Annotated in this window: 23 protein-coding genes; 19 read left to right on the top strand and 4 right to left on the bottom strand. The window is 35.2% G+C overall.

Going from position 1 to position 23,937, the window contains the following annotated elements:
* Nucleotides 1-70 precede the first annotated feature (70 nt).
* A complete protein-coding gene (locus KO524_RS10075; RefSeq protein ID WP_219293586.1) occupies nucleotides 71-280 on the bottom strand; it encodes a hypothetical protein in 210 nt (69 codons plus the stop codon).
* A 40-nt stretch (nucleotides 281-320) separates the two neighbouring features.
* Nucleotides 321-1,052: a hypothetical protein gene (locus KO524_RS10070; protein ID WP_219293585.1), complete on the bottom strand. Its 732-nt coding sequence runs from the start codon at nucleotides 1,050-1,052 to the stop codon at nucleotides 321-323.
* A 96-nt stretch (nucleotides 1,053-1,148) separates the two neighbouring features.
* Here KO524_RS10070 and KO524_RS10065 point away from each other — a divergent pair, with 96 nt between their 5' ends.
* The 7 genes from KO524_RS10065 (at nucleotide 1,149) to KO524_RS10035 (ending at nucleotide 7,552) form a co-directional block, all read left to right on the top strand.
* The gene (locus KO524_RS10065) at nucleotides 1,149-1,925 is read left to right on the top strand and encodes a hypothetical protein (protein WP_219293583.1); all 777 of its coding nucleotides are present in this window, start codon (nucleotides 1,149-1,151) and stop codon (nucleotides 1,923-1,925) included.
* A gap of 4 nt (nucleotides 1,926-1,929) precedes the next feature.
* Nucleotides 1,930-2,271, top strand: a complete 342-nt coding sequence (locus KO524_RS10060; RefSeq protein ID WP_219293580.1) for a hypothetical protein — start codon at nucleotides 1,930-1,932, stop codon at nucleotides 2,269-2,271.
* Nucleotides 2,261-2,887: a hypothetical protein gene (locus KO524_RS10055; RefSeq protein ID WP_219293578.1), complete on the top strand. Its 627-nt coding sequence runs from the start codon at nucleotides 2,261-2,263 to the stop codon at nucleotides 2,885-2,887. Before KO524_RS10060 ends, KO524_RS10055 begins: the two co-directional genes overlap by 11 nt.
* Nucleotides 2,859-4,565: a hypothetical protein gene (locus tag KO524_RS10050; protein ID WP_219293576.1), complete on the top strand. Its 1,707-nt coding sequence runs from the start codon at nucleotides 2,859-2,861 to the stop codon at nucleotides 4,563-4,565. The genes KO524_RS10055 and KO524_RS10050 overlap by 29 nt, the downstream gene beginning before the upstream one ends.
* A 33-nt stretch (nucleotides 4,566-4,598) precedes the next feature.
* The gene (locus KO524_RS10045; protein ID WP_219293574.1) at nucleotides 4,599-4,997 is read left to right on the top strand and encodes a hypothetical protein; all 399 of its coding nucleotides are present in this window, start codon (nucleotides 4,599-4,601) and stop codon (nucleotides 4,995-4,997) included.
* A gap of 106 nt (nucleotides 4,998-5,103) precedes the next feature.
* Complete coding sequence (locus KO524_RS10040) at nucleotides 5,104-6,147, top strand: hypothetical protein (RefSeq protein ID WP_219293572.1); 1,044 nt, start codon at nucleotides 5,104-5,106, stop codon at nucleotides 6,145-6,147.
* A 118-nt stretch (nucleotides 6,148-6,265) separates the two neighbouring features.
* On the top strand, nucleotides 6,266-7,552 hold the full coding sequence (locus KO524_RS10035) for a hypothetical protein (RefSeq protein ID WP_219293570.1): 1,287 nt from the start codon (nucleotides 6,266-6,268) through the stop codon (nucleotides 7,550-7,552).
* Here the strand turns inward: KO524_RS10035 and KO524_RS10030 are convergent.
* The gene (locus KO524_RS10030; RefSeq protein ID WP_219293569.1) at nucleotides 7,549-7,995 is read right to left on the bottom strand and encodes a RadC family protein; all 447 of its coding nucleotides are present in this window, start codon (nucleotides 7,993-7,995) and stop codon (nucleotides 7,549-7,551) included. The two genes, KO524_RS10035 and KO524_RS10030, sit on opposite strands and share 4 nt — an antisense overlap.
* Nucleotides 7,996-8,294: 299 nt before the next feature.
* Between KO524_RS10030 and KO524_RS10025 the strand changes: the two genes are divergently transcribed.
* From KO524_RS10025 to KO524_RS09970, 12 genes are all read left to right on the top strand, one after another.
* Entirely contained in the window at nucleotides 8,295-8,579 is a 285-nt protein-coding gene (locus KO524_RS10025) for a hypothetical protein (protein WP_219293567.1), read from the top strand.
* Nucleotides 8,576-9,922 (top strand): hypothetical protein, encoded by a 1,347-nt coding sequence (locus tag KO524_RS10020; RefSeq protein WP_219293565.1) that lies wholly within the window; start codon nucleotides 8,576-8,578, stop codon nucleotides 9,920-9,922. The genes KO524_RS10025 and KO524_RS10020 overlap by 4 nt, the downstream gene beginning before the upstream one ends.
* On the top strand, nucleotides 9,919-10,851 hold the full coding sequence (locus tag KO524_RS10015) for a DUF6712 family protein (RefSeq protein WP_219293556.1): 933 nt from the start codon (nucleotides 9,919-9,921) through the stop codon (nucleotides 10,849-10,851). The genes KO524_RS10020 and KO524_RS10015 overlap by 4 nt, the downstream gene beginning before the upstream one ends.
* Nucleotides 10,852-10,863: 12 nt before the next feature.
* Nucleotides 10,864-11,703: a hypothetical protein gene (locus KO524_RS10010; RefSeq protein ID WP_219293555.1), complete on the top strand. Its 840-nt coding sequence runs from the start codon at nucleotides 10,864-10,866 to the stop codon at nucleotides 11,701-11,703.
* The gene (locus KO524_RS10005; protein ID WP_219293554.1) at nucleotides 11,687-12,094 is read left to right on the top strand and encodes a hypothetical protein; all 408 of its coding nucleotides are present in this window, start codon (nucleotides 11,687-11,689) and stop codon (nucleotides 12,092-12,094) included. Before KO524_RS10010 ends, KO524_RS10005 begins: the two co-directional genes overlap by 17 nt.
* Nucleotides 12,095-12,147: 53 nt before the next feature.
* Nucleotides 12,148-12,501, top strand: a complete 354-nt coding sequence (locus tag KO524_RS10000; RefSeq protein ID WP_219293552.1) for a hypothetical protein — start codon at nucleotides 12,148-12,150, stop codon at nucleotides 12,499-12,501.
* Nucleotides 12,502-12,700: 199 nt separating this feature from the next.
* The gene (locus KO524_RS09995) at nucleotides 12,701-12,937 is read left to right on the top strand and encodes a hypothetical protein (protein WP_219293550.1); all 237 of its coding nucleotides are present in this window, start codon (nucleotides 12,701-12,703) and stop codon (nucleotides 12,935-12,937) included.
* A gap of 11 nt (nucleotides 12,938-12,948) precedes the next feature.
* Nucleotides 12,949-14,214, top strand: a complete 1,266-nt coding sequence (locus KO524_RS09990) for a hypothetical protein (RefSeq protein WP_219293548.1) — start codon at nucleotides 12,949-12,951, stop codon at nucleotides 14,212-14,214.
* Between the two features lie 80 nt (nucleotides 14,215-14,294).
* Nucleotides 14,295-18,431, top strand: coding sequence for a phage tail tape measure protein (locus KO524_RS09985; protein WP_219293546.1), 4,137 nt, complete (start codon nucleotides 14,295-14,297; stop codon nucleotides 18,429-18,431).
* Entirely contained in the window at nucleotides 18,428-18,829 is a 402-nt protein-coding gene (locus KO524_RS09980) for a hypothetical protein (protein WP_219293544.1), read from the top strand. Before KO524_RS09985 ends, KO524_RS09980 begins: the two co-directional genes overlap by 4 nt.
* Nucleotides 18,826-20,886 (top strand): hypothetical protein, encoded by a 2,061-nt coding sequence (locus tag KO524_RS09975; RefSeq protein WP_219293542.1) that lies wholly within the window; start codon nucleotides 18,826-18,828, stop codon nucleotides 20,884-20,886. The genes KO524_RS09980 and KO524_RS09975 overlap by 4 nt, the downstream gene beginning before the upstream one ends.
* Entirely contained in the window at nucleotides 20,864-22,666 is a 1,803-nt protein-coding gene (locus KO524_RS09970) for a hypothetical protein (RefSeq protein WP_219293540.1), read from the top strand. Before KO524_RS09975 ends, KO524_RS09970 begins: the two co-directional genes overlap by 23 nt.
* Nucleotides 22,667-22,672: 6 nt before the next feature.
* Here KO524_RS09970 and KO524_RS09965 read toward each other — a convergent pair whose 3' ends face one another.
* Nucleotides 22,673-23,800 (bottom strand): site-specific integrase, encoded by a 1,128-nt coding sequence (locus KO524_RS09965; RefSeq protein ID WP_219293538.1) that lies wholly within the window; start codon nucleotides 23,798-23,800, stop codon nucleotides 22,673-22,675.
* Nucleotides 23,801-23,937 lie beyond the last annotated feature (137 nt).

Genomic DNA, 23,937 nt, shown 5'->3' with positions numbered 1-23,937 from the left:
GTTTTTTATTCGGAATACTTTTAACCCTCATAGTTGTATTGGTTTACAGTTGTGGGGGTTTTCTTATGGTTTAGCTGTATTTATAGTACATAAATTGCACCCAAGCTTTGATGTCGTGAGGGTAAGCTAATAATGCATCATCTTTTTTTACAAGGGTTTTTCCGTAGAAGTATATTTGAAAGTCTTGTATAAAAACCGCCGGTATTGTATCCACATTAACCAAGTTTTTCGTTGTGGATAATACATTAAGGGCGAAGATGTCTTGTTTAGTAACGAACATTGTATAAATGTATAAAATGTTGCTAAGAATTGGTTGTTATTCATGTTAATTTATATGAACGAATTTTGATTATTTCTAAAGTATTAAACTCTATAAGATTAAAAAGAACTCCTGATAATCCTAGGAATACTCTATAATCATCCGACCGAGGAGTTTCAGTTTGCGTTTTTAATAATTCTATTGTTTTCGATTCTATAATTGTTTCTTTGCTTTCAATAAAAGTATCGATGACTCTTCCGTTATTTTCGTTATATAAATATAATTCAAATAGAATATCGTATAATTCTTTATGACGACTAAAATCAATTAAAATTATGATTTGGTTTAATCTTTGTTGAAAAACTTTAAATTGTAAATTGTAATTCTGTATTTTAGAATTTAATAGACCATAACCCACTATCATTGAGGGGTTATACATAAATTGTAGATTGCTGTATTCAAGATCGATACTGTTTTCTGTGAAATCTGTAAGATTTTCACTCATTAAATCTTTTAACGAAATCAATAGATTATTGGATGCAACATTTAGTGTTTTAATGGCGTTAGAGACTTGTATTTCATTTCGTTTTCTCGCAATATTGATTTCAGCTTTCTCTCGAATTTTCTTTAAATAAATTTCAACAATAAATAATGTAATTAATAACGTCATATTACCACAGGCGATACTTCTGCAGTAGGAGCTTAGAGTCTCGGTTTCAGCTGTAATATCTATAGCTATACATAAAACAGTAAATAATATAAGGATTACTATTATAAGAGTAAAGTATTTCATAAGGTTGTAATTTGGTAGGCAAATGTATTTTAATTTTCCATGTCACAATCAGATTTTCTAACAATAAGCAACTTTACCTAATAAAGTTCTTGAGTTATGAAAGATATAGTAATACAGTTTTTAAAAGCGTTACCCAAAAAGCGCGAAGATCAGTTTAATGAAGCTTTTGTGTTGCTCCGAAAATCAGCAGGAATCAATTCCAATTTATTAAGGAATTACAACCTCATCGGAGCAACAGAAAGCAATGTTGCCAACCTGCTATACGATTTAAAAAAAATCTATGGAATCAGTGAGGCATCCTTGTTAGCTACGCCTAAACTAAAAGAAGATTCCAAGGAACCTGTAAAGGAACCCGTCAATACCGTGGATGAAGAAACGGTTATTAAAACCGATTTACATACTTTATTTCCTTTTCTCACCGATAAAGATTGCCCCGCAGAAATGCATATTGTTACCGGTAAATTGGTCGCATCATGGAAAAGGTACAACGCCTTACATGCCAAACTGGAGCAAATCAGAAATGGAGCGTTAGAAGTCGCACCGGAGGAAGATTTGGCTATAACCGCCCAGGCTTCGGAGGAGTTTAACAACAATAAAAAGTTATATTACGAACTGGAGCATTACCGCGATCATAAAAAGATATCGGCACAACACCAAGTGCTCAAGGAGTATCGAATCCAAAAAGAGGTGGAGCAAATGAGTCAAGCTGCTATGATTAAGTTTAAAAGCGGTACAGCTTCTTATCTGTCTAAAAATAAAAAGCAGTTGGAAGAAACCGCTGACGAGTCTAAAAAAGTGCAGATTCAACAGCGTATAGACGAAAGGGAATTACGCCAGAAATTGATTGATCTGCATTTGGGATTAAAAGCTTGAGGTTATGGGAAGTTTGGCAAACAATACAGCAGTGAAAAACAACATTTCCGAAGAGCAATTGGTGATGATTGAACACTTGGCGGGTTGTAATTATTCGCCAAAACAAATTGCAACCTTTCTTAAAATTCCCGAAAGAGATTTTTTAAGCTTGTGGCGCGTGTTGCAGTCGTCGGTCCGATTGGCTTATGAAAGGGGGAAATTGATATCCCAGTACGAAATCGCAAAAACCCAACAACAAAGTGCCATAGCGGGAAATATTACTGCAGCACAGGTTTTTCTAAAAGAAAGCAAGGAACTGGAAAACAAAAACATTTTAAACCAAATTCTCTTTGACGATGACTATTGAAGATATCGAATTGTCGGATGTTTACGAGTTTATGGAGCGGGGCAAACTCAGTCAGGCTCCGGAATACATAGTGGTGTATTTGGAATTGTTGGATAAGATTCGAGGAATGCACTTGCGTATCGATCAATTTGGATCAAAGGATGCTATCGTTAAACATTTAATCCTGGTCGATAAGTTGTCGCGTTACCACGCCTCCAAAGTATATGATGAAGCCATGGAATATTTTTATTGCGACAACCGAATTTCCAAACAGGCCTGGCGCAATATTTATGCCGATAAAATGGACAAGATGATTCACTTTGCTATGCAGGTAGTCAAAGATGCTACAGATGCGCAAAAAGTAGTCAGAATGCAAAAGGATGCTGCAGAACTTCGTGGAGTCAACGAACCGGATAAAGATACGTTGCCCGATGAATTGTTTAGAGCGCCCTTCGTGGTTTATGCTGCAGATGCGGAATTTTTAGGTCTCCCGAAAGTAGATCGAAACAAACTCGGAGCGATGATCGATCTCTTGCCGGAACTGTCTGAAAAGGAAAAAATACAAATCAAACGCGAAGCCCAGGTGCTTCCCTTAAAACTCTTTCCAGATGAGCAGGAGGACCCACGTAAGTCTTGACGATAGGGATGTAGAAGGTCGTTTTGCTTCCTGGCTTAAAATGACGATTGATTTAATCGCTCCTAAGGATTTGTATTTAATTGCGGGTAGAGCAACCGCGAAAACAACGGATATCATTGCAGAGCGCTCCCAAATGATTATACGAGACATGCCTCGCAGTATGCAGGTATTGGTTTCCGATACGTATATGAATGCCATGCGCAATATTGTTCCTTCACTCCTGGAGGGATGGGAACGTAAAGGTTGGAAACGTGGAATCCATTATGTAACCGATCAAAAACCACCACCTTATTTTAAATTGCCATTTAAGCCGGTAGAAACATACAAGCACACCATTTCCATTTACAACGGTGTCCTTTTTAATTTGGGCTCGCTTGATCAACCCACGGGTTTGGCGGGTGGTTCGTATCAGCATATATACGGGGATGAAGCTCGGGTATTAAAATTTGATAAACTCAAGAAACTCACGCCGGCTATTCGCGGAGAATATGTGCATTTTGGACATTCGGTGTTTTATCGCGGTCGTACGTTTACTACAGATATGCCCAACATACTGGAGGGAGACGACGATTGGATTTTACAGCAAGAGAAAAATTTCAATGTTGAACAAGTAAAATTAGCGTTGCAAGTCGCGTTGGTGCTGAACGAAATCAAAAAGGAGGTTCTAGCGGCCAAGCAAATCAAGGATTACCACAAAATTGGAAATCTCAAAAAGAATTTGGTTCGATGGACGGAACGTTGGGTTCGGGTTCGTAAGAATCTGACTTTTTTTTATATCGCTTCATCCTTTGTCAATGCGGATATATTGACAGAGGGCTACTTTCAAGATTCTTTAAAAGCTCTGGGAATTGAGGAGTTTAAATCGGCAATCTTGTCGCTGCGTATCAACCTTAAAAAAGGAGAAAAGTTTTACAGTCACCTCGGAGAACACCATTATTTTGACGACGGAATACGAACGGGGTTCTATGATCACATTAAACTAACGGAAGCAAACGAAATCGAAGAAACTTCACTGGCTTTAAAATACCTCGATTGCGAACAAAAGCTCGAGTGCGGTGTTGATTTTGGCGATATGACTAGTATGGTTATCGGCCAACCTCGAGGCAATTACTACTATTTATTAAAGGAATTTTACACGCTGCCACCAGAGAGTTCAAAGGAACTCGCCGATAAGTTTCGTTCGTTTTTTAAACACCAAAAAGTAAAAATACTCGATATGTACTACGACCGATCGGGCAATCAATACCAACAAATAAACCGAGATTGGGCGGCGGAAATTGCGGGTTTTATCGAATTTGAAAACGGTATTGCAACGGGTTGGAAAGTCAATTTGATGAACCGCAATCAGGCTACAATTTTGCAGAGTGAAGAATATAAGTTGGTCAACAATATTTTAGGAGAGCAATTTCCGGAATTGCCCAAATTAAAGATTGATCAGTTTCAATGTAAATGTTTAAAGTCGTCTTTAGAGCTCACCAAAATTATTGTAAAAACCGATCGTAAAAATTCCAAAACCATCCACAAAGACAAGAGGTCCGAAAAACTCCCTATGCTGTTACGGCCTATGTTTTCAACCAATTTTTCGGATGCGTTTAAATACCTGGTATGTAGAGCGGCCTATATGAAAATTACGAAAGCGATAACCCCATTTGATACAATGGAACCGAGTACGCATTAAATGTGTATATTACTGAAAATTTAAATGATGAAAATGGAAGAAAAAAAGTATTACTTAGATTTGTTAAACGAAACATTCTTGTGTAGCAATATAAGAAGACAAGAAATTTATAAACTATTATCCGGAACTGGGTCAACTTTTTATTCAAGATATGATGTTTTAATTGGATTTCTTGAGCAGAAGGAATTTAGTAGGGATGGGGTTCTAGCTAAAAAACTGTTTTCTCAAATGAATTATTGTTTTACAAATGGTTTATCATGCAAATTAGATTTAAATTATTCAATGAATGAGAGTAGAGTTATTGTTTCAATTGTAGAAGTTTTACAAAATTTAAAAATATGTACATTAGGTAGTGATGGAATTTTAAATATACATTCTATCAATTTTATAGATGCGATATATAAATATTATTCGAATGATGAACAGAATTAAAAACTATTTTACATTTTCATTTTTACAAAAGCCTTTTTTTAGCTTGTGTAGGAAACGTCTCATAAATGTTAAATTTTAGTGTAGTTTTGCCGAAACTAACATTTTTATGAAAGAAGCTTTTGATTCCGTTTTCGATTCCGTTAAAACTAGATTTACCAATCCGTTTTTAGCGACATTTCTTGGCGTTTGGATTATTAGAAACTGGTATCTCGTTTATGCGTTTTTTATCTTCGATGCAGAATGTACAATGGATGATAAGATTAATTATTTTAAAACTTACTTTAAGAATTATGATATACTAAAGGAGTTTTTGATAAATTCAAAATGGACTTTTATAATTTTACTAGTAACATTTTCTCTATTACTAATTTCCCATATATTGCAGAATTGTTATAGTTTCTTAATAAGAAAATCTAGTGAAATACAAGATAGAATTCCTGTTAGTACAAATGATTATCATAAGAAATTAATTCTTAATTTTAAAATTCTAACTAAACAGATTAAGGAAATTAATGCTAGTAATGAAAATCTTTTGGTTAATGAACAAACACAAATTGTAAAAATCGGAGAACTTGAGAATGAAGTTTTAGGTAAAGTAAATGAATCAACTTTATTATCTAATGACATTGATAAATTGAAAGATATTATATTAAATCTAGAAAATAAAAGCGAAGAACTGAATAAGCAAAAGGAGAGTGTATTAGATAGAAGAAAACGGGATTTGTCGTTTATTCTACGACTGGAAAATCTTGAAAATCTCTATAATGACAAGAATAGTAGACATTATGTCTCGTATAGTATTCAAATTTACAAAAAAGAGGTAGATGACTATGTTTATGAGAGATTTATTTATAAAAGTATTATGAATTTGCCAAAATCTGATTACTTCGAGAAGTTTTTTAATGAAAGTTTTTCTCAGATACGTGAAGAAAACACGATATCTTTAGCAGATGTTTTAAATATTTTGAATAATAAGATAAGAACTTTGGATTTACCCGAAGATGAGAAAGAAGAGATAAAAAATCATATAGTAAAATTAGAATACATAGGATTGTTTACAGGTCTTTTTAAAGATATAAATTATGACAAAAAACCAGTATTAACAGACGAAGGAAAGGAAATCCTAAGAAGATTTAGTAGTTATCGTTAATACTTTTAAAAATCACTTTAAAAGGGAATATTTAGTGCAAATTAATATATAAAATAAGATGTGTTACGTTATTTGGAAATTATTAATAAGTGTTTTGTAAAATTTTTAAATATAAAGTATGGATAGTCAAGTGAGAGGTAGTGAAGGTGAAGAATTCGTAAATGAACTCGCGTTCAAGTCGTTTTTTAAATACTGGTGTTATCCTAGTCCAAAATACGAAAATGGAAATAAAAAAGAAATTTGTGATTTACTAATTATATTTGATGAAATAGTTATAATATTCTCTGTTAAGAATTATGTTTTTAAAGGCAATCACTTTAGGTATTTTAACAATACAATAGATAAAGCATCTAAGCAAATAAAAGGGGCACACAGAACGTTGTTTAGTGAAAAAGAAATTATAATTAAACATCCAGACAGAGATAAAGAGCTTTTTCAGAGAGAAAGAATTAAGAAAGTTTTTCGTGTGATTGTCAATCTCGGTGAAAATCTCAAGTTTTATCCATTTAATACCGCAACAAATAATGATGATTTTATTACGTTATTTGATCGGGATACATTTGAGACAATATTATCGGAGTTAGATACTATTCCTGATTTCATAGATTACCTAGAGAAAAGGGAAAAAATATTTAAAAACAAGCGTACTTTTTTATTACCTTCTGACGAAGATGATTTTCCAATTGAGGCACAGGAAGAGTTTTTTCAGTTATCAGCTAATATAGCCAATTTTGACTTTACAACTGTTTTTATTTCTGGTAAAGAAAAAGATTTGTTGGCTCATTTTATTGAAAATAAGAGAGTATTTCCAGATATTTTAAATAATAGTAAAACAGATCATTTTTATCTAATAGTAGATGGGAAGTGGGAGACTTTTATAGAGAATAAAAGTTTTAAGCAAAAAAAAGAAGCTGACGAAATTAGTTATTTCGTTGATAGATTAGTAGAGAATGAATTTTTAGTTAATGTTACTCCTTCACGAGAAATAATAGCAAAACATTTGCTCTCATTTGATAGATTAACAAGACGTTCTTTCGCTAAAAGTTATTGTGATTTTTATGAAAAATACGGATGTCTTAAAGGCCTTTATTTTGGAAGAAGATTATTAAAATTTAACAATATAGGTGTAATTTTTACAAGCTATACAGATGAAATGACGGAAGAAATGTTTCAAAGGTTAAATGCATTAACTGTAGAATCATTTAATTTATATATAAAGTATAAGTATAAGACAATGATTCTTATTTCAACAAATAAAGATCATTGTTTTAAATTTAGTTTAATTGATAATATTACGCCTTATTCTAAAGAAGAGGAAGATTTAATTATAGAAGATGTTAAAACTTTAGGGTGGTTTACAGAATTGACTGAAGGTAAATTAACGGAAAGGGAATTTCCAATTTAAGTAAGTAATCCCTCATCAACAAAACTAAAATAATCATCTTGAGTTAATATCAAATGATCGAGAAGCGGGATATCCAAAAAGATACCCGCTTCTTTTATTTTCTGAGTTAGCGTAATATCTGCTTCACTTGGAATTAGTGACCCACTGGGGTGGTTGTGTGCAATAATTATAGAAGTTGCTAAACTCTGCAGTGCTACGGTAAACAGTATTCGTAAATCCACTACAGTACCGGTCATTCCACCGACACTCAATCGGTAGAAACCAATAACACAATCTTCGTTGTTGATACACAAAACCAAAAATTCTTCACGCAATAAAAAAGTTTCGGAATCAAAACATTGGAGAAAAACTTTGTAAGCATCACGGCTAGAAGTTACTTTTTTTAAATGCTCAGAATTCCCTTCCAATCGCACTGTAATTTTAATTTCAGGTATTTCCAGCATAAATAATTAGAATAAAATCCTTGATTATCCTGTTTCTAAATAGGATGAATGAATAATAAATATAGGTGTTTTCTGTGTTTTTATAAAATAACAGAAATTTATTTGTCTTGTTTATACGAACTAAATCCCTTTTTTATAAAAATTAATGTTTTTAATGAGTTTTTAGACCCCGCCCCGCTAAGTTTTAAAATGGCAGTTGCCAATCGATGCTTTTTTTTAGAGATATGAGTCGGGGTGGGAGTCGCGCGCTTCTGGTTTAATGTCACACTGTAATATTTTACAAGTATGTAAACTTGTGTATGATTACAAGTGAAGTGAAACTATTCGAAGCGATTAAGATGATGCGCCAATTAACCAAAATAGGCGTGCCCTTCTCTTTTGAGTACAAGTCTTTCGATAGTACTCGAGGGCAAACCGATGGAGTAAAGGTCATAGAGAAGGCACTGTTACGCCCAGGCTTGCGCACGGATCAATCGGACTTAGCGGAATCCTTAATTGGTTACATAGTATATCCGAGTGGTTTACCTCGCTTTTTTCATGTCGAATTGCTATTGCGATTTAATGGTAAAAAAGTAATCCCATGATAGAATATGTTAGAGATGGTGCCATCATAACCACCGAGAAAACGGTGTTTACTTACGAGGAGCGATCGCTTCCCAACGAATTGAGTATGCCGATTATCGGTAGTCAGCAATACTTTATTGGTGACTATATCGTGCATCCCTATGGCTATAACAACGACTTGCCTTTAGAAATTCGGAATGTTGTACAAAACAACTACCTCGCACCTGGACTATTGTCTAAGAAAACGCAATTGCTTTGGGGAACAGGACCTCAGTTATATACCAATATTATAAGAGAGGGAAAGGTTTATAAAGAATGGGTAGAAGACCAAGAGGTTTCCGATTGGTTGGACTCATTTGATGCGGAAAATTATTTGTTACAATCTTGTATAGACTTTAATTATATCGAAGGTATCTTTTCAAAAATCATCCAAGGCAAAGGCGGACGTATTGGTAAAAATAAGATAGCGGGATTAGAAAAGATTAACCCAAATGAAGCTCGTTTGGCAACTCATAAATCTAAAGGGAATTTTAAAAAGGCAGACTCGGTAATCATCACCAATTACAAGTTTAGTACTCTAGACTCGATTGTAAACTACAAGCGCTATCCTTTATTTGATTTCACAAAACCATTTGAACATCGTTTTACTGTACTGTACAGTAATATGTATTCGTTCTGTACGGATTATTACACCATTCCGGATTTATATGGTTCTTTAGAGTGGTTGCGTAGGAGTACGGCTGTTCCGCTGATTTTTAAAGCATTATCCGAAAATTCGCTGAATGTCAAATACCACATCATATCACCGCATGAGTTTTGGATTGCTAAACGAGAGGAATTAAAAAACAAATGCACCAGTCTGGGAAAGAACTACAAAGAAAGTATGTTGGAGGAATACAAAGAAAAACTCCTAAACCAAATATCCAAAGTATTATCTGGAGACAGCAATGCCGGTAAGTTTTGGCATACTACTAAAAGTTTTACAGTAGAAGGTACAAACCTGTTAGAACACGGTTGGGAAATAAAAGCCATAGACCAGAACATCAAAGACTTTGTAGCTGCGCAAATCAAGATATCACAACGTGCCGATCATGCGCTTTCCGGTGGAATTTCCTTGCATTCAGCCTTAGGGAATGTTTCGGAATCCGGTAAGAGCGATTCCGGTTCCGAGCAAATCTATGCCTTAAAAAACTATTTGCAAACGGGAGTTAATATTCCCGAAATGATAGTGACTAAAGCCATCAACTATTGCATCAGAGCCAATTGGCCTAATAAAAAATTGAAATTGGGATTTAATCATGAAATCGCTCAGAAAGAACAAGATATAGAACCAAGTCAAAGACAATTAAACATCTCGCCATGAATACACTATTTAATAGAAACAACAAAGGATCTACAGAACTCAAGAGTTTATTGGGTTTCATAGATGTAGATATTAAATATCAAACGATAAAACCCGAAATTCAGTCTGCAACACGAGAAGTCGTAGAATTAATAGGTAGGGAAATATACGGTATGGCCTTTCAAGCGTATGGAGAACCGGAGGGCAACAAACAAACATTAATCGAAATGATTCAATATCCGATTGCCATAAACGCTTATAGGTTATTTGCTCCAAATAACGATTTAGCGCACACCAATAACGGCAGACGCATGCGATTAGAAGAAAACGAAAAGCAGGCTTTTGAATGGCTATTAGATCGAGATAATGATGCTTTGGAGCGAAAATACTATCGAGCATTAGACGACTTAATCAGCTATTTAGAAGAAAGGATTTCAGAATGGAAACAAACTTCGAGTTATAACAAACTGCAGGATTCCATCTTTAGAACTACGGCAGGCTTTGACGAAATTTTTCCAATCCATTCGCGTTTATTGCTTTTAAAACTTCAACCTGGTATCAAACAATGTTTGACGCACGAAATTAAAAGCAGAATAGGAACCGATCATTTAAACGATTTTTTAAAACAAAAGATTGACGACGAACAGCAAGAGTTGTATTACTATGTAAAAAATGCTTGTGCTTTTTATGCCTTAGCCTGGGCAATGCCTCGTTACTCAATACAGCTTTTCCCTGAAGGAGTCTTGCAGGCTTATGTTTCCGATCGCAATACCACCAAAGCTAAAAAGCCTAGCGAAAACAATGAGCTTGCTTATGCACGAGAAGCTTTTTATAGTGATTTTAAAAAGAATATCCAGCAAATAGAGCAGTTGGTGAAACCCATTTTAAAAGAGGACGAACATGCTGTTGATATGAAGTTTTTTGAGGGAACTAAGTTTATGTCCACCTAGAAAATCAAGCTTATGAAACATATTGAAATTCCAGAGGTTCAACGAAGTTTATATATTCCAGAGAATTTAATGGAATGTAATGGGTTGGAGTACGTAAAAATATGCCACCATCTTTATGAATTTTCATTGGGCCACATAACCTACGAAGATTTTAAGGTTCGGGCTATAACCGAGTTATTAGGCTACCGCTTCCATCCAAAAAAATCATCAAAGAGCGCTTTGGAGAATTTGTGTTTACTCAGTTCGATTATGGAAGGATATTTCGAAGATTACGACGGTGCAAAGCAAATAAAACTAGACTTTATCGATTTAAAAATCCGACATATAAAATCCTTTTATAGAAAGTTTTATTCACCAGGAGAAGTTTTTCAAGAAATGATTTACGGACAATATGCTGATGCTTCCAGACTGTTTTTGCAATACAGCCAAACTCAGGATGAGGAGTTGTTGTATTTAATTACTGCTATTCTTTATTTAAGAAAAAAGGAAGTCTATAATTCCAATCTTATCGAGGCCAAAGCGAGCATCCTTAAAAGCTTTGTTTCTAAAGCAGAAATTTACGGGGTGTATTTGCAATTTGCAGCCTTTCAAAAATACATTACTTCAGCAGAAGTGGAATGGGGAAATCAACAGTTGGATTTCTCAATTATCTTTGATGTTAATGAAGTGCAAACAGAAAAGATTCCAGGGCTTGGAGCCGATGCTATTATTTTTACTTTGGCTGAAACCGGGGTTTTTGGAACGGTAAAACAAGTTCGCAAGTCCAAGTTTTGGGAGGTTATTTTGCGAATGTACGATTTAAGAAAACGAGATTTGGACTATCAAAACTTACAAAATGTTGAAAATAAATAAACTAAGAGAATTTGTAGCTGTTTGTGTAGCTACTTTAGAACCTGTGAGAAGCGGAAAATTGGTGGTAACCAAGGACGAAGTAACAAAATTCATGAAAGACCATGAAATGGACGACAATATCTTGTTGTTGGCAATTGTCCCCGAACACGATTTAGGAGGACAAGATGATGCGCTGAAATATCAAAATATGTTAGGATTCTATTTATTCGAAAAAACCGACTATTCCGAGCATGACCATGATAGTTATTTAGACATCTTTGTCCGAACTCAGGCAGCAGCTAAGTTATTAGTTGAGAAAATACTGGAGGAACGCGAAAACCAATGTGGCTTTCTCGGAGGTATGTTTCTCGATTTAAACACTTCTAGTATTACTATCTCTCCAGTAAAATGAATGAATTCCTGCAATGGTTATTTCGTGGGACTGAGCTTTAAAACGATTTAGAGATGAATGATGATATTTTAAAAGGGCGATTTATCCAACGTGTCTTTAGTGAAACCGCGGTGGATATTGAAAAGGCACAAAATCAATTGATGAGTGAACGCGGATTTTCCAATTCCGATTGGGGAGATCGTCGCTTTTTGGTTTCCGACTCCGCTTTGGTATATCAGCATCTGGGAAAACACCGTTTTGTAGATATGAGAACTCGAAACACCGCTCAAGGAAAAATAACTAAGAAATCACATCCAATCCATAACAAGATAATATACGGGCATTACGGAAATATTGTTAGGGAATTGGGGTTTGGATATACAGATGCGGTGCGAGAAGAAATGTTTTTGATTGAAAAAGACTTTTAAAGTTTATGATACGAAAACTGGACTAGAACTATATCTTTAAAAATTTGAAAGAGAGTAGCTTTTGATAACCTTAATAAATTCCGAAATAGGATTATTTGTTAAATGTTATGCGCGATCCTTTATCTAAAAACTTATTTTATATATATTTGCGTATATTTAAATTATACTGCATATCGATACTAATTTAAATTTCTCAATTATGAAAATAATTTTTTCCCTAATGAATGGTATTTCTAGCACTGTTAAACAGATGCGAGAAAATGTTAGTTACTTAGAAATGGAATCTAGATTAGGATCTAAAGACTTGGAGGATATTATAAAAAATCCGGAAGATCGAGAAAAGCTAGATAGAACGCTTCAAGAGTTACGAGAGAATAAGAATAAGACAAAAACCGTTGATTTTTCTGATAGGACTTTAGAAATTTCAATAGAATAAGAACTTAAGTTATGAATCTAAATATAGCTTTAAATACCATTATTTATATAATGGTATTTTTGTTTCCAGGAGTGATTTTTCGAAGATTTTATTTTTTAGATAGTAATAAAAGCCAATTCTCTCATGGGCATTTGTTAGAAAGATTTTTAATGATTATACTCTCGAGTATTTTCTGCCTAATAATTACATTTGTTTTAGGTTTTGTACTAGGCGAGTATTTTGGTTTAAGGTTTATAAATAACATTTCGTATGAAGATTTTAAAGAACTTTTTAAATCTTTAGCAAAGAATGAACTTCCTGTCTTTTTTGATCAAAAGGAAAATTTCAGAGATTTTTCCATCTTATTTATTTCAACATATATTTTCTCGGGTTTAATTGGTTGGGTTTTTTATGTTATCGTTAAAGCATTTCGAGTAGATGATGTTTTTTTGGTATTGAGATTTAACAATGAATGGGACTATTTGTTTAAAGTGCCGAAAAAGAATTTAGTAAAGAGAAAACCGTTTCAAAAATTAAATGTGTCTTTAGATATATTAACTAAGGGGCAAAATCAAGAAGTTTTGTACCAAGGTTTCTTATATAAGTTATTGTATAATAAAGATAACGAGCTGGATAGTATTGCAATTTCTAATGTGAGTAGGTTTATAGAGATAGATAGAATACCTGAAAATGAGAATAAAATTACAGATATTCAAGATTCTATTGCTAAAAAGGAATATAAATTCAGTTTGTACAAGAAGTTTCAAAATAAAATAATTTTCAAAAAACACATAGAAAGTGACATTTTTGTAATTGATAAAAAGGATATTATAAATTACAATTTAATTTTTGTAAAAGATTTAAATTTTGCTTTTTTTCAAAAAAAATGGCTTATTCTAATAATACGTACTTTTATTATTTTGTCATTATTAATTGTGCCGACTTTAATCATTTTCATTTTTGTTGAAAGTAGTAGTGAATATTTTGAAAGTATATGGAAGCGAATAGTATTTGCACTATTAAGTATAACTCAACTTATTGCTACAATTGGAGTTGTGTCCAGTTTAGTAAAAAAAGAAGACGGTGTCTTAATATTGAAATCAGTTTGCTTATTTTTGTTTTTCGGAGTTTTTTACTTAAGTTTTTTTAGTATAGTGCCTTGGTACGTGGTAATAGGTTTATCTATATCAATACTAATTGTAATCGGAATATTAGAAAGAAAAGGTAAAGAAATAGAGAGATTAGCAAAAGAGAAACTAGCAAAAGAGAAATCAGCAAAAGAGAACGAAGAAAACTGAAGATAGACAGTTTTTTTCATCTATCCCATGTCACAACCCAACTAAACAAAGCTTTGCACATTTGAAGAAAATACTTTCAAATGGCAAAGCGAATTGTAGACGAAGAACTAAAACTATCCATAATCATTGACGGCAATGCCGCTCAAAAAGAATTGTTGAATTTAGAGAAATCTACTCGTTCTCTAAATACCGAAAACAAGGAATTGCTAACCCAAAAGCGACTCCTTGAAAAACAAGGAAAGAAAAATTCAGATGCCTATCGGAATCTCAACCGCACCATAAGGCAAAACAACTTGCAGATTACCGCCAATAAAAACCAAATGAGCCAACTCCAAAAAGAGATTGGCTTGACCGGTTTAACCACGGCTCAACTCGACACCACGGCAAAACAGCTCAAAGCTACTTTAAGACATTTAATCCCCGATTCGACGGATTATGTACGTTATAAAAAGGAACTTGCCGATGTCAATAAACGTTTAGCTGAATTAAGAGGCGGTGCCGAACAGGCCGGTTTTTCGTTGAATAAAATGGCAACAGGCTTTAATAAATATAGTGTAATGGGAGCATCGATTGTAGCTTCTATCGCTGGTGGCGTAGTTTCGATACAAAAGGTGATCGATTACAATGGTAAATTATCGGATAGTCAGGCAGACGTGATGAAAACTACTTCGTTAACCAAAAAGGAAGTGAACGAACTAACCGCCTCATTTGGATTGTTTAAAACCCGAACGGCACGTGTGGAACTTTTGAAATTTGCGGAAGAAGGAGGGCGATTGGGAATCCAAGGTATTGAAAATGTCAAGGCATTTGTTCGGGTAGCCAATCAGATGAAAGTAGCTCTGGGAGATGATTTGTCCGAAGTACAGATCCGAGAAGTTGGTAAAATGGTCGATATCTATAAAGTGGGAACTGAAACCGGACGTGATTTTGAAGGTGCTATGCTGTCTTTGGGATCAGCTATTAATGAAGTGTCCTATTCTGGATCCAACAATGCCGGCTACCTTGTGAACTTCTTAAAGCGAACTGCGGGAATTGCGAGCCAAACCAAATTATCGGCAACGGCTAATATCGGCTATGCGGCTACTTTTGATGAAATAGGACAATCGGTCGAGGTTTCGGCAACCATGATGAATAAGGTGTGGATCGACATGTTTAAAAATCCCGAGGAATACGCTAAAATTGTCGGTGACTCGCTTAAGGATTTTAAAGATTTATTAGAAAAAGATGCCAACCAGGCGATGATTAAATTCCTAAAAGGATTAAATGGAAACTCAGAGGGATTGTCCGTCATGACTCAAAAACTGGAAGACCTCGAGGTTGGAGGAACCAGGGGAATAGCCGCGCTATCTGCCATAGCCTCCAATACCGAAAAACTAGAAGCAAGACAACGCACAGCCATGACAGCCATGATGGAAGCGACTTCATTAACAAACGAATACAACATCAAAAACGAAAACCTAGCGGCTAGTTTGGCCAAAATAAAAGAAACTGTAATTCGTTGGTATTCGTCTGAAGGAATTATGGATTGGTTAATCGCCGTTGTCGGATGGTTTGAAAGATTCATTGGCGTTACAGACGAAAGCGATCAGAAGATGGTCAAATTCCGTAATCGTTTAATGATTACGGTCAAAGTTTTTGCAATTCTACTCGCTTCGCTTATGACCAACGTAACTTGGCAACGATTGGTGCTTTTATGGACTTCACGCAATACCCAATCGACCTTATTATACAATTTAGCAGTCAAAGCTCGAGCAGTTGCCGAAAGGGCGGCAACGGTTTTTACACAGGCGTATGCCATGGTTACCATGTTACTGAGGGGAAATATTGTTGGTGCTACACAAGCTTTTCGGGCGATGACTCTCGCTATGGCTACGACACCTTGGGGAGCTTTGTTGGTTGTACTATCGGCGGTTACTACGGCTTATTTTCTGTTTCGAGATAGTGTGGATAGTGCGACTTTAGCACAGAAAAAACTAGATGAAATCCAAGGTGAAGTAAACAAGTCGATTAAGGGGCAGCGAGATAAGATTGATGCGCTATTAAAAGTAGCTCGGGACGAGAACGTCGAAAAACAAAAACGTTTGGATGCGATTAAAGCTTTGGTTGATATTAATTCGGAATATTTAAATGGGATCAATTTAGAAAATATAAATACCTTAAAGTCCACGGAAGTAATTGAGAAGTATATTACAGCATTATCCAAAAAACTTAAACTTCAGGCAACTGAACGTGCTTTACAGGAAAGTTATGAGCGCGAGCAGAAAATTAGGAATACTGATTTAGACGAGTACGGGAAATGGTATTATGATTATCCGCTTTGGCATATTTTTGGGAAACGAGTAGTTTCAAAGATGAGGGAACTTCGTAAAAATGAAGAGCTTAATAAGGAACTCGAAATCCAAGAAAAACTAAAAAAATCCTTTGAAGAACAGATTGCTGACGACCCTACTACTGCAAATCCAGATACTAATGGAACAACAGGAGGACTCACTGATGCAGAAAAAGAAGCGCTAAAAAAAGCAAGAGAAGCCGCTGCTAAAAAAGCTGCCACTGCTGCTAAAGCCCGAGCGAAGGCAAGAGAACAATTAAAAAAAGAAAGTCTCAGTTTAAAACGTGAATTAGAAGACGCGGCTTGGAGTAATCAATCGGACAGTTATCAAAAAGAATTGGAAAAGTTGGATACCGGCTTTGAGCGCAAACAAGAAGACTACGACAATAAAAAAATCAAACAACCGGAGATTGACAAAGCGATTAAAGAATCTCAAAACAAGAAATTGCTCAAAGAACAGCGGGAGTTTTTAGCCGAACAAGCCGAACAATGGAAGGCGCAAAACGATTTTTACGATCAGTTAAAAATCGTTCATGAAGAAACCTATCTATTAAACAAACAAGCCTTAGTCGATAAGTATTCTAAAACGGAAATTGATAAATTCAACGAACAGGCCGAATTGGAAAAAGCCGAAAGGGAAAAGGCTTATAACGAAAACCTCCAAGCTGTAGGCAACGATCAAAAAAAGCGCCAGGCGCTAAAAGAGGATTTTGATAAATCGGAATTAGAGGCCGAGCAGAAAAAGCTCGAAGACTTGTTGTTGCTATACAACAAACTGCTTTCAGGAGCTGAAATCGGAGGTATCGATTTCTCACTATTGACTCCCAAACAGGAAGAAAAGCTAAAGAATGATGTAGAAAAAGTCGTTCAAAGCATTGAAAAGATTAAAGCAGCTAAGAGTGGAGAAAAAGATGATTCTGGCAAAGAGAAGGACTTAGGCTTAGGAGAAGTCGATGTATTGGGATTTACTCAAGGTCAATGGGAAGTTTTCTTTGAGAATATTGAAAAGGGCACCATAGGAATTCAAACGATGAGTATGGCTGTACAAGCGTTGTTAGATATATGGAGTCAGTATAATCAATATGTAGAAGCCAATGAAAATGCCCGTTTACAGCAATTCGAAAAGAGTTCTGATTCCAAACAAAGAAGATTAAAAAGACAACTAGACACTGGTGTTATCGATCACGATCAATACGGCAAGGCTGTAGAGTCTATCAATGCAGATTTTGATAGAAAAAAAGCAGAGTTGGAATACAAGCAAGCGAAACGAAAGAAAAAAATAGCAATTGCGGAAACCATAATTAATACTTCCATAGCTATTATGAAAGCGTATTCCGATTTAGGGCCAATAGCGGGCACCGTTCTCGCAGTGCTCATGTCTGTTATAGGAGGGTTACAATTGGCTACAATCTCGAGACAACCGTTACCAAGTGTTGGTTACGAAGAGGGATATTATAACGATTACGTAAAGCGAACTCAAGACGGTAAAATCTTTAAATCCACCTTTGGAGGAACAACCAAGTCCGGAGTAGTACGAAAACCCACTCATTTTCTAACGGGAGAAAATGGCCCTGAAATGATCATCGATGCCAAAGCTTTTAGGCAGATGAATCCCGATTTGCGCGATTCCTTGATTCGGGAATTACGAGGTATAAAAGGTTTTGAAAACGGTTATTACAGTCCAGAATCCATGAGGGTTGAAATACCCGAAAAAGGGATGGATAATGAACGATTAGAGCTTGTTTTGATTCGCATAGAAGTCTTGTTGAGCAAATTGGAAGAAAATGGAGTAGAAGCCTTTATGAGTAATAAGAATATGCGAAATATGAAGTATTTGCGAGAAGGATTAAGAAACTTCGAGCGGATGCGAGAAAACAATAAAATATGAGAGCCTTTAGAGATAATTTGGTGTTTTCCAATTACCAGGTTAATAGCATCTGCGATGAAATATACAACTTGGTGAAAGGGATTGAAGTTCCCGAACCGATGTTACTACTTACGGGTTTAGCGGCTTATTTTCTGCAAAGAGGAACGGATCATAGGCCGCTAAATAACGTCATATTCACGACGTCCAATATTGATGTGTATAACGAACTTATATTAAATATCAATCAATTGGGTGTGCTAAATATACTCAAATACGACAATCGCATTCTTTTTGAAGGTAAAGCTCAATTTCAAACCGTGTATTTTGAAATATGGTTGGATCCAGTTGCTACAGAATCGGTCGATATAAATGGAGTGTTTTGTCAGAGATATAATCTTATAAAAACGGAATTGTTATGAATTTAGTTTTATCAAATACTCCGCAATATATTCAAACAGTTGATTTTGTCCGAATGCAAGATTGGGGATGGACAAGCCCTGTAAATGAACTTCCGAAATTTTCTTATACTAAAGGCGATCGTCTTCCTGAAGTAATTCCTTATCAAATTTATGTCCGGGATATTTATATGAATTCGTTATTGTTGGGCTATTCCAATTTAACTTTAAAGGCAACAGTAATATATGAAACAGCTACTCAAAACTGGATAATATTACCTCAAGAAATTAGGGAACGTGCCATCAATAGCTCGGCAGTAATTTTGGATTTGGCTTTACAGCCTATCGTTTTTTCCGATTTAGCAACGGGATATCATCGCGCCTATATTAAGTTTTCCATTTTTGCTACTAAGTCAGATGTTGAAGAAGAACTAACGACATATAATTTCCCGGTAGAATTTAGGGTTTTTGATGAGGGACATTTTTTCTATCCTCATGAATTTGTCTTGATAAAAAGTCCGTATCAAATTAATTTTCAAAATTTTTTTATAAAAGGGAATCAGTGGAAGGTGATTGTACCAAAGGGAATTCGTGTCGGTAATTTTAATGGCGAAATAATCGGATTGGAAAATGGAGGAACGATGATACAAGGTTCAGGAATAGCGGAATTCTTTTTTAGTTTGGACTACGATACTATAATGGATATTCTAAATCAATCTCCTGATTTGATTATGGGAATTCAAGTGCTTTATACCCATAGGGAATATACCATACCAGTGCGTATTATTTTATCTGGAGATGTATATCCAAACCAGTTGTTTTTTAGTGTTGCAAATGGTTTTACAGATGGAGAAAAAAGAGTTTATATCAATCACCAAGGGACTTATTCCATTACGCGACCAAGCTGGTTGAAAATTATAAAGGTATCGGGTAGTCAGCGCTCCATATTAGTTAGCGTAATTAGTCCAGACTCCTTTGGAACAGGTGTGTATCAAGGGGATATTAAATTGAGATTTACGGATAAGACTATATCCATACCGGTTACTTTAAATGCTTATGACGGTTTTAATTTGGGATTAAAAAACGATGAAATTGTCTTTTCAAAATCAATGGTTCCTTTTGAATTTTATACCGATAGAACGGATACGCATATCCGTTTATCATTGCTGTTAGAAGGGGATGCTACAAAATCGTTCCGTTTTGAATACGAAATTCCATTCTTTAAAAAGAAAGCTATATACGACATCAGTTCCATGTTGAGTAGAATGATGATGTTTGATGATTTTCAAATGGCGTCTTACCAAAAGAGAAGTTTGAATTTTTTGTATTTGACGGTACAGGAAATTAAACAAGGTCTGCCAATACGGGAGTATCGTACTTCTGGAATTCCCATAATGAAAGGACTTAAACCCGCTATTTTTTCTGGCCAAGCCATATTACAAGGAAAAGGTATTTTGAGTCGTTTTACCAAATATGGAATTGGAGTTGTTAATGTGATTTCTAAAGGCGGTGCGTTTTCTTATTTTATCAGAAAGAATAATGATATAGTTCGTGAAGTAGAGCAGGAGAACGCTGCAATTGCAACTATCTATATCCACTTTAAAGATTTTGAAGTACAGCCTGGGGATTTGATAGAGTTTGTGCTTCAGGCGGGAACGACCACGCTAGAAAAAGTTTTTTCCATAGTCCCTGATAAGGGACGTAGTACGATGATTTTTTATGAAAATGAATATGGATTAACTTCATCTATAGAAATGACTGGAGAAGTTAGAATAGAAAGGGAAATGAGCAAACGGAATGAAAAGAATAGTGTCCAGGATTTTCTTTTTACGCGCTCATTTAACACGGCCTACGAAGAAAAATTATGGATAAATACCGGTTATCTTTTTGCCGATCAGCAAGTGGAAATTGCCGAACTAAACGCAGCTGTACACGCCTGGTTTTATCAGGAAAATGAGCGGGTAGATATGGTTCCCGTTTCCAAAAAACAAGTAAAAGTAGATACTGAGGACTTTTTGTTAGACTACGATTTAGAATTCATTATAAATAGAAAAAATCATGCACAAGATTATTACTTCTGATTTCGAGCTAGATTTAACTGACGTGAAAATCACCATCAATGAAGAAAACTCCTGGTTTTCCGATCGTTTTTTTACAAAGTATTCCTATCCCTTTGAGTTCGTCGCTACCAAAGAAATCAATACGGTTTTAGGTGATTTAATGTCTTACAATTCGGTAACTCAAACCTATATAGATTGTGTTTATGTATTTTATAATAACATACAATCTGCTGTATTTATTATTGAAGAAATAAAGGGAGATTTAGTTACAGCTTCCATTCGTTATGGTTTTGATGAATTTCCTAATTTTGATAAATACCTACCGGAATTCGATTTGATTAAAAAACAGGTGAATGATATATATGTTCACGCAAATGCTGTAGTGCACCAGAACTACCGACAAACCAATTACAACTTTCCGCAAATTCATACCGATAAATACGATCCCCAAGAAACGCAGTTTAATGCTTTTTTAAAGATTTTGAATAATCGAGTTGATGGAATATTTATCCGAAATTCAGTGAATGACGACGATGCTATTCTAAATAAAAACATCATTCAGCCAGTGCCGTACTTATTGTATTTGCTAAAAACAGGTTTTTTATCGGCCGGTTATGAATTAAGAGGAGAGATATTGCGGGACGAATTGATTGCGAAAATTTTGATTTACACCAATAAAGATTATTTTACTAAAGTAGCCATCGAGCCTTTGAATGTGAGTATTTCTACAGAGGAGCATTACGATCAAAAAGTAATCAATTGGGAATATTCCTTTTACTTTTTCTATAAACAAATACAAATTCCTCGACCTGGGAAGTATAACCTTATTGGAGATCTGGCCTTGCATTCCTGGACCATCAATGAACAGTCGGAAATATATATCAGACACAACGGTGTAGTCATTTATGAGTGGAGGCGTCGATCAGCCTTTTCGAATACACATGTCGATTTGACTATCCATGTAAGTGCTCCAGATGAAATGTTGGAATTTTTCGTAAAATCAGCAGTGAGACGTGAAGATGTGTTGGTAAACGTCCAAGTTTTACCCATTTATTTTTTAAATTCTCAAGGTCAAAAAACGGGGTCAATCGTCAATGAAAATATAGTTGATCTAGCCAAGGTGGTTCCAAATATTACGTTTGGCCAGTTGGTAACCGTAGTAACCAATCTGTTTAATTTGGATTTGGTAATCGGAAAGGATTTCGTTACCATGGATTTTATAAATACTGCATTTCAAAAGAATACCATTCATGATTTTCGAGATTGTGAAATAGTTAATCCTCCTAGAAAACTAAAATCAGGAGTGAAATACTTGTTGCAATACGAGGATGATTCCTTAGGGTACGATAGGGTTTTTGTGGATATAAACGGAATGAGTGTACTGAAGAAAGAACAACGGCTTGCATCTGAAAAAACAATAAGCATTGGAGCTGCTCCTTTACTTCGTGAATCGAGAGGGGTAACGACGGTAAAGGCAAATGATGGAGGGGAAGACAGTATTTCTTTGGTGCTTTATAGTGGTCTTGTCGAAGGAAAAAATACAGCTCTAGATCCTTCGCCCTTATTGCTTTCGAGTATTTACAATAAGTATTATTCAGCTTGGCTTAGAAATCGAATTTTGTCGCAAGAATTTCACGTCGAATTTCTAACCCCGATTGAAAGAATACTCAACTTGAAAATCAAAGATCGAATCATGATGTACAACAATATACATTTGGTAAAAAATATTGGATTAACTCAAATAGCTAAAGACTTATTCCAAGTAGAACTGGAAACGGAGATTTTAAAAGTTGGTGAGTAACTCTGTTTAAAATAACTTATCCAAAAGAAAAATCTCCTTATTGGCTTCTGCGGCTAGTATATGTACGTAAATCATCGTGGTTTCCATTTTAGAATGTCCCATCAATACTTGTAATTTGGCAGCTTGTCCTCCCATCCTCAGGAAATTGGTTGCGAATGTATGTCGTGAAATATGGTAACTAATGTGTTTGCGGACTCCGAGTGTTTTTGCGATTTCTTTTAAATCTCGATTCATCACGTTGGGATGAACCCGCGTTACAAATAATTCTGGATCGTGATGGATGATTTCCAATGCCTTGTTGTTTAGGGAGATAATTTGGTCTTTACCGGTTTTCGATGCTTTGAATTGTATTTCGCTTCCCAGATCTTTTCGATTGAGTTCTAGGATATCACCAAGACGTAAACCCGTCATACAACTAAATAGAAAATACCCAAGAGTAAGTTTGGTACTGCCGTGTATAAAGCTTGAAAAATAATATTCATCAAACTTCTTCAATTCTACAGGGTTTAATGCGGTTCGGTTTCCCGTGGTACTTCCTCCGGTAATTAAATCAATATCCATTTTTAATTTGATCCCGCTCTTTCGTGCTTCGCGCAGGTATTTCTTTAAAACAATAATGTTAGAGTTAATGGTGGTCGTGAGATTGCCAATACTTTTAAGGTGCTTTCTGTAATCTGTAATGAATTTTAAGTCAATATCGTGAAAGGGAATTTCTTCTTTATAGGCTCGAAGTTTATTGAGTACAGCTACATATCTGCGGTAGGTTCCGGGTTTCAATAAAATCTCATCACCTTTTAAGGCTTGTTCAAAAAATAAAACAAAATTGATGCGAGGCACGCCGTCGATAAACTCCTTTTTAAGCATTTCGACACTCAGCGGCTGATCGTTTAATCGATAAACTGTTTTGATATTGGTGATTTTCGCATTGATATTGTCCAAAACCAGATTGAAGTCTCGCGCTTCCTCGGTTTTGGAAATTATCATTTGTTTGGATTTGCTCCAGTCTTTAGGGTGAACATATAAATCTAAACTGATACGCTCTCGTGATCCTTTGGAGTAAAGTATGAGATAAAGCAGTGATTTACCATCTTTGTTTTTGGTTGCTCGCAGAGCAAAAGTCGAATTAATTGCCACAAGGAATTTTTTTTGTGTCAAGTTTGTGTCAAGAAACCCGTTTTGTGTCAAAAATTTCATAGAATTCGAAAAATAGTTAAACGAAAAAAGGTGCACATTATCAAGCTTTTACGCTTAATTGTACACCTTTTTAAGTT

The organism is Flavobacterium sp. NKUCC04_CG (genome assembly GCF_019345525.1).
Classification (GTDB): domain Bacteria; phylum Bacteroidota; class Bacteroidia; order Flavobacteriales; family Flavobacteriaceae; genus Flavobacterium.
The sequence above is the reverse complement of the archived record's forward strand: the minus strand, read 5'-3'. Positions and strand labels throughout refer to the sequence as shown.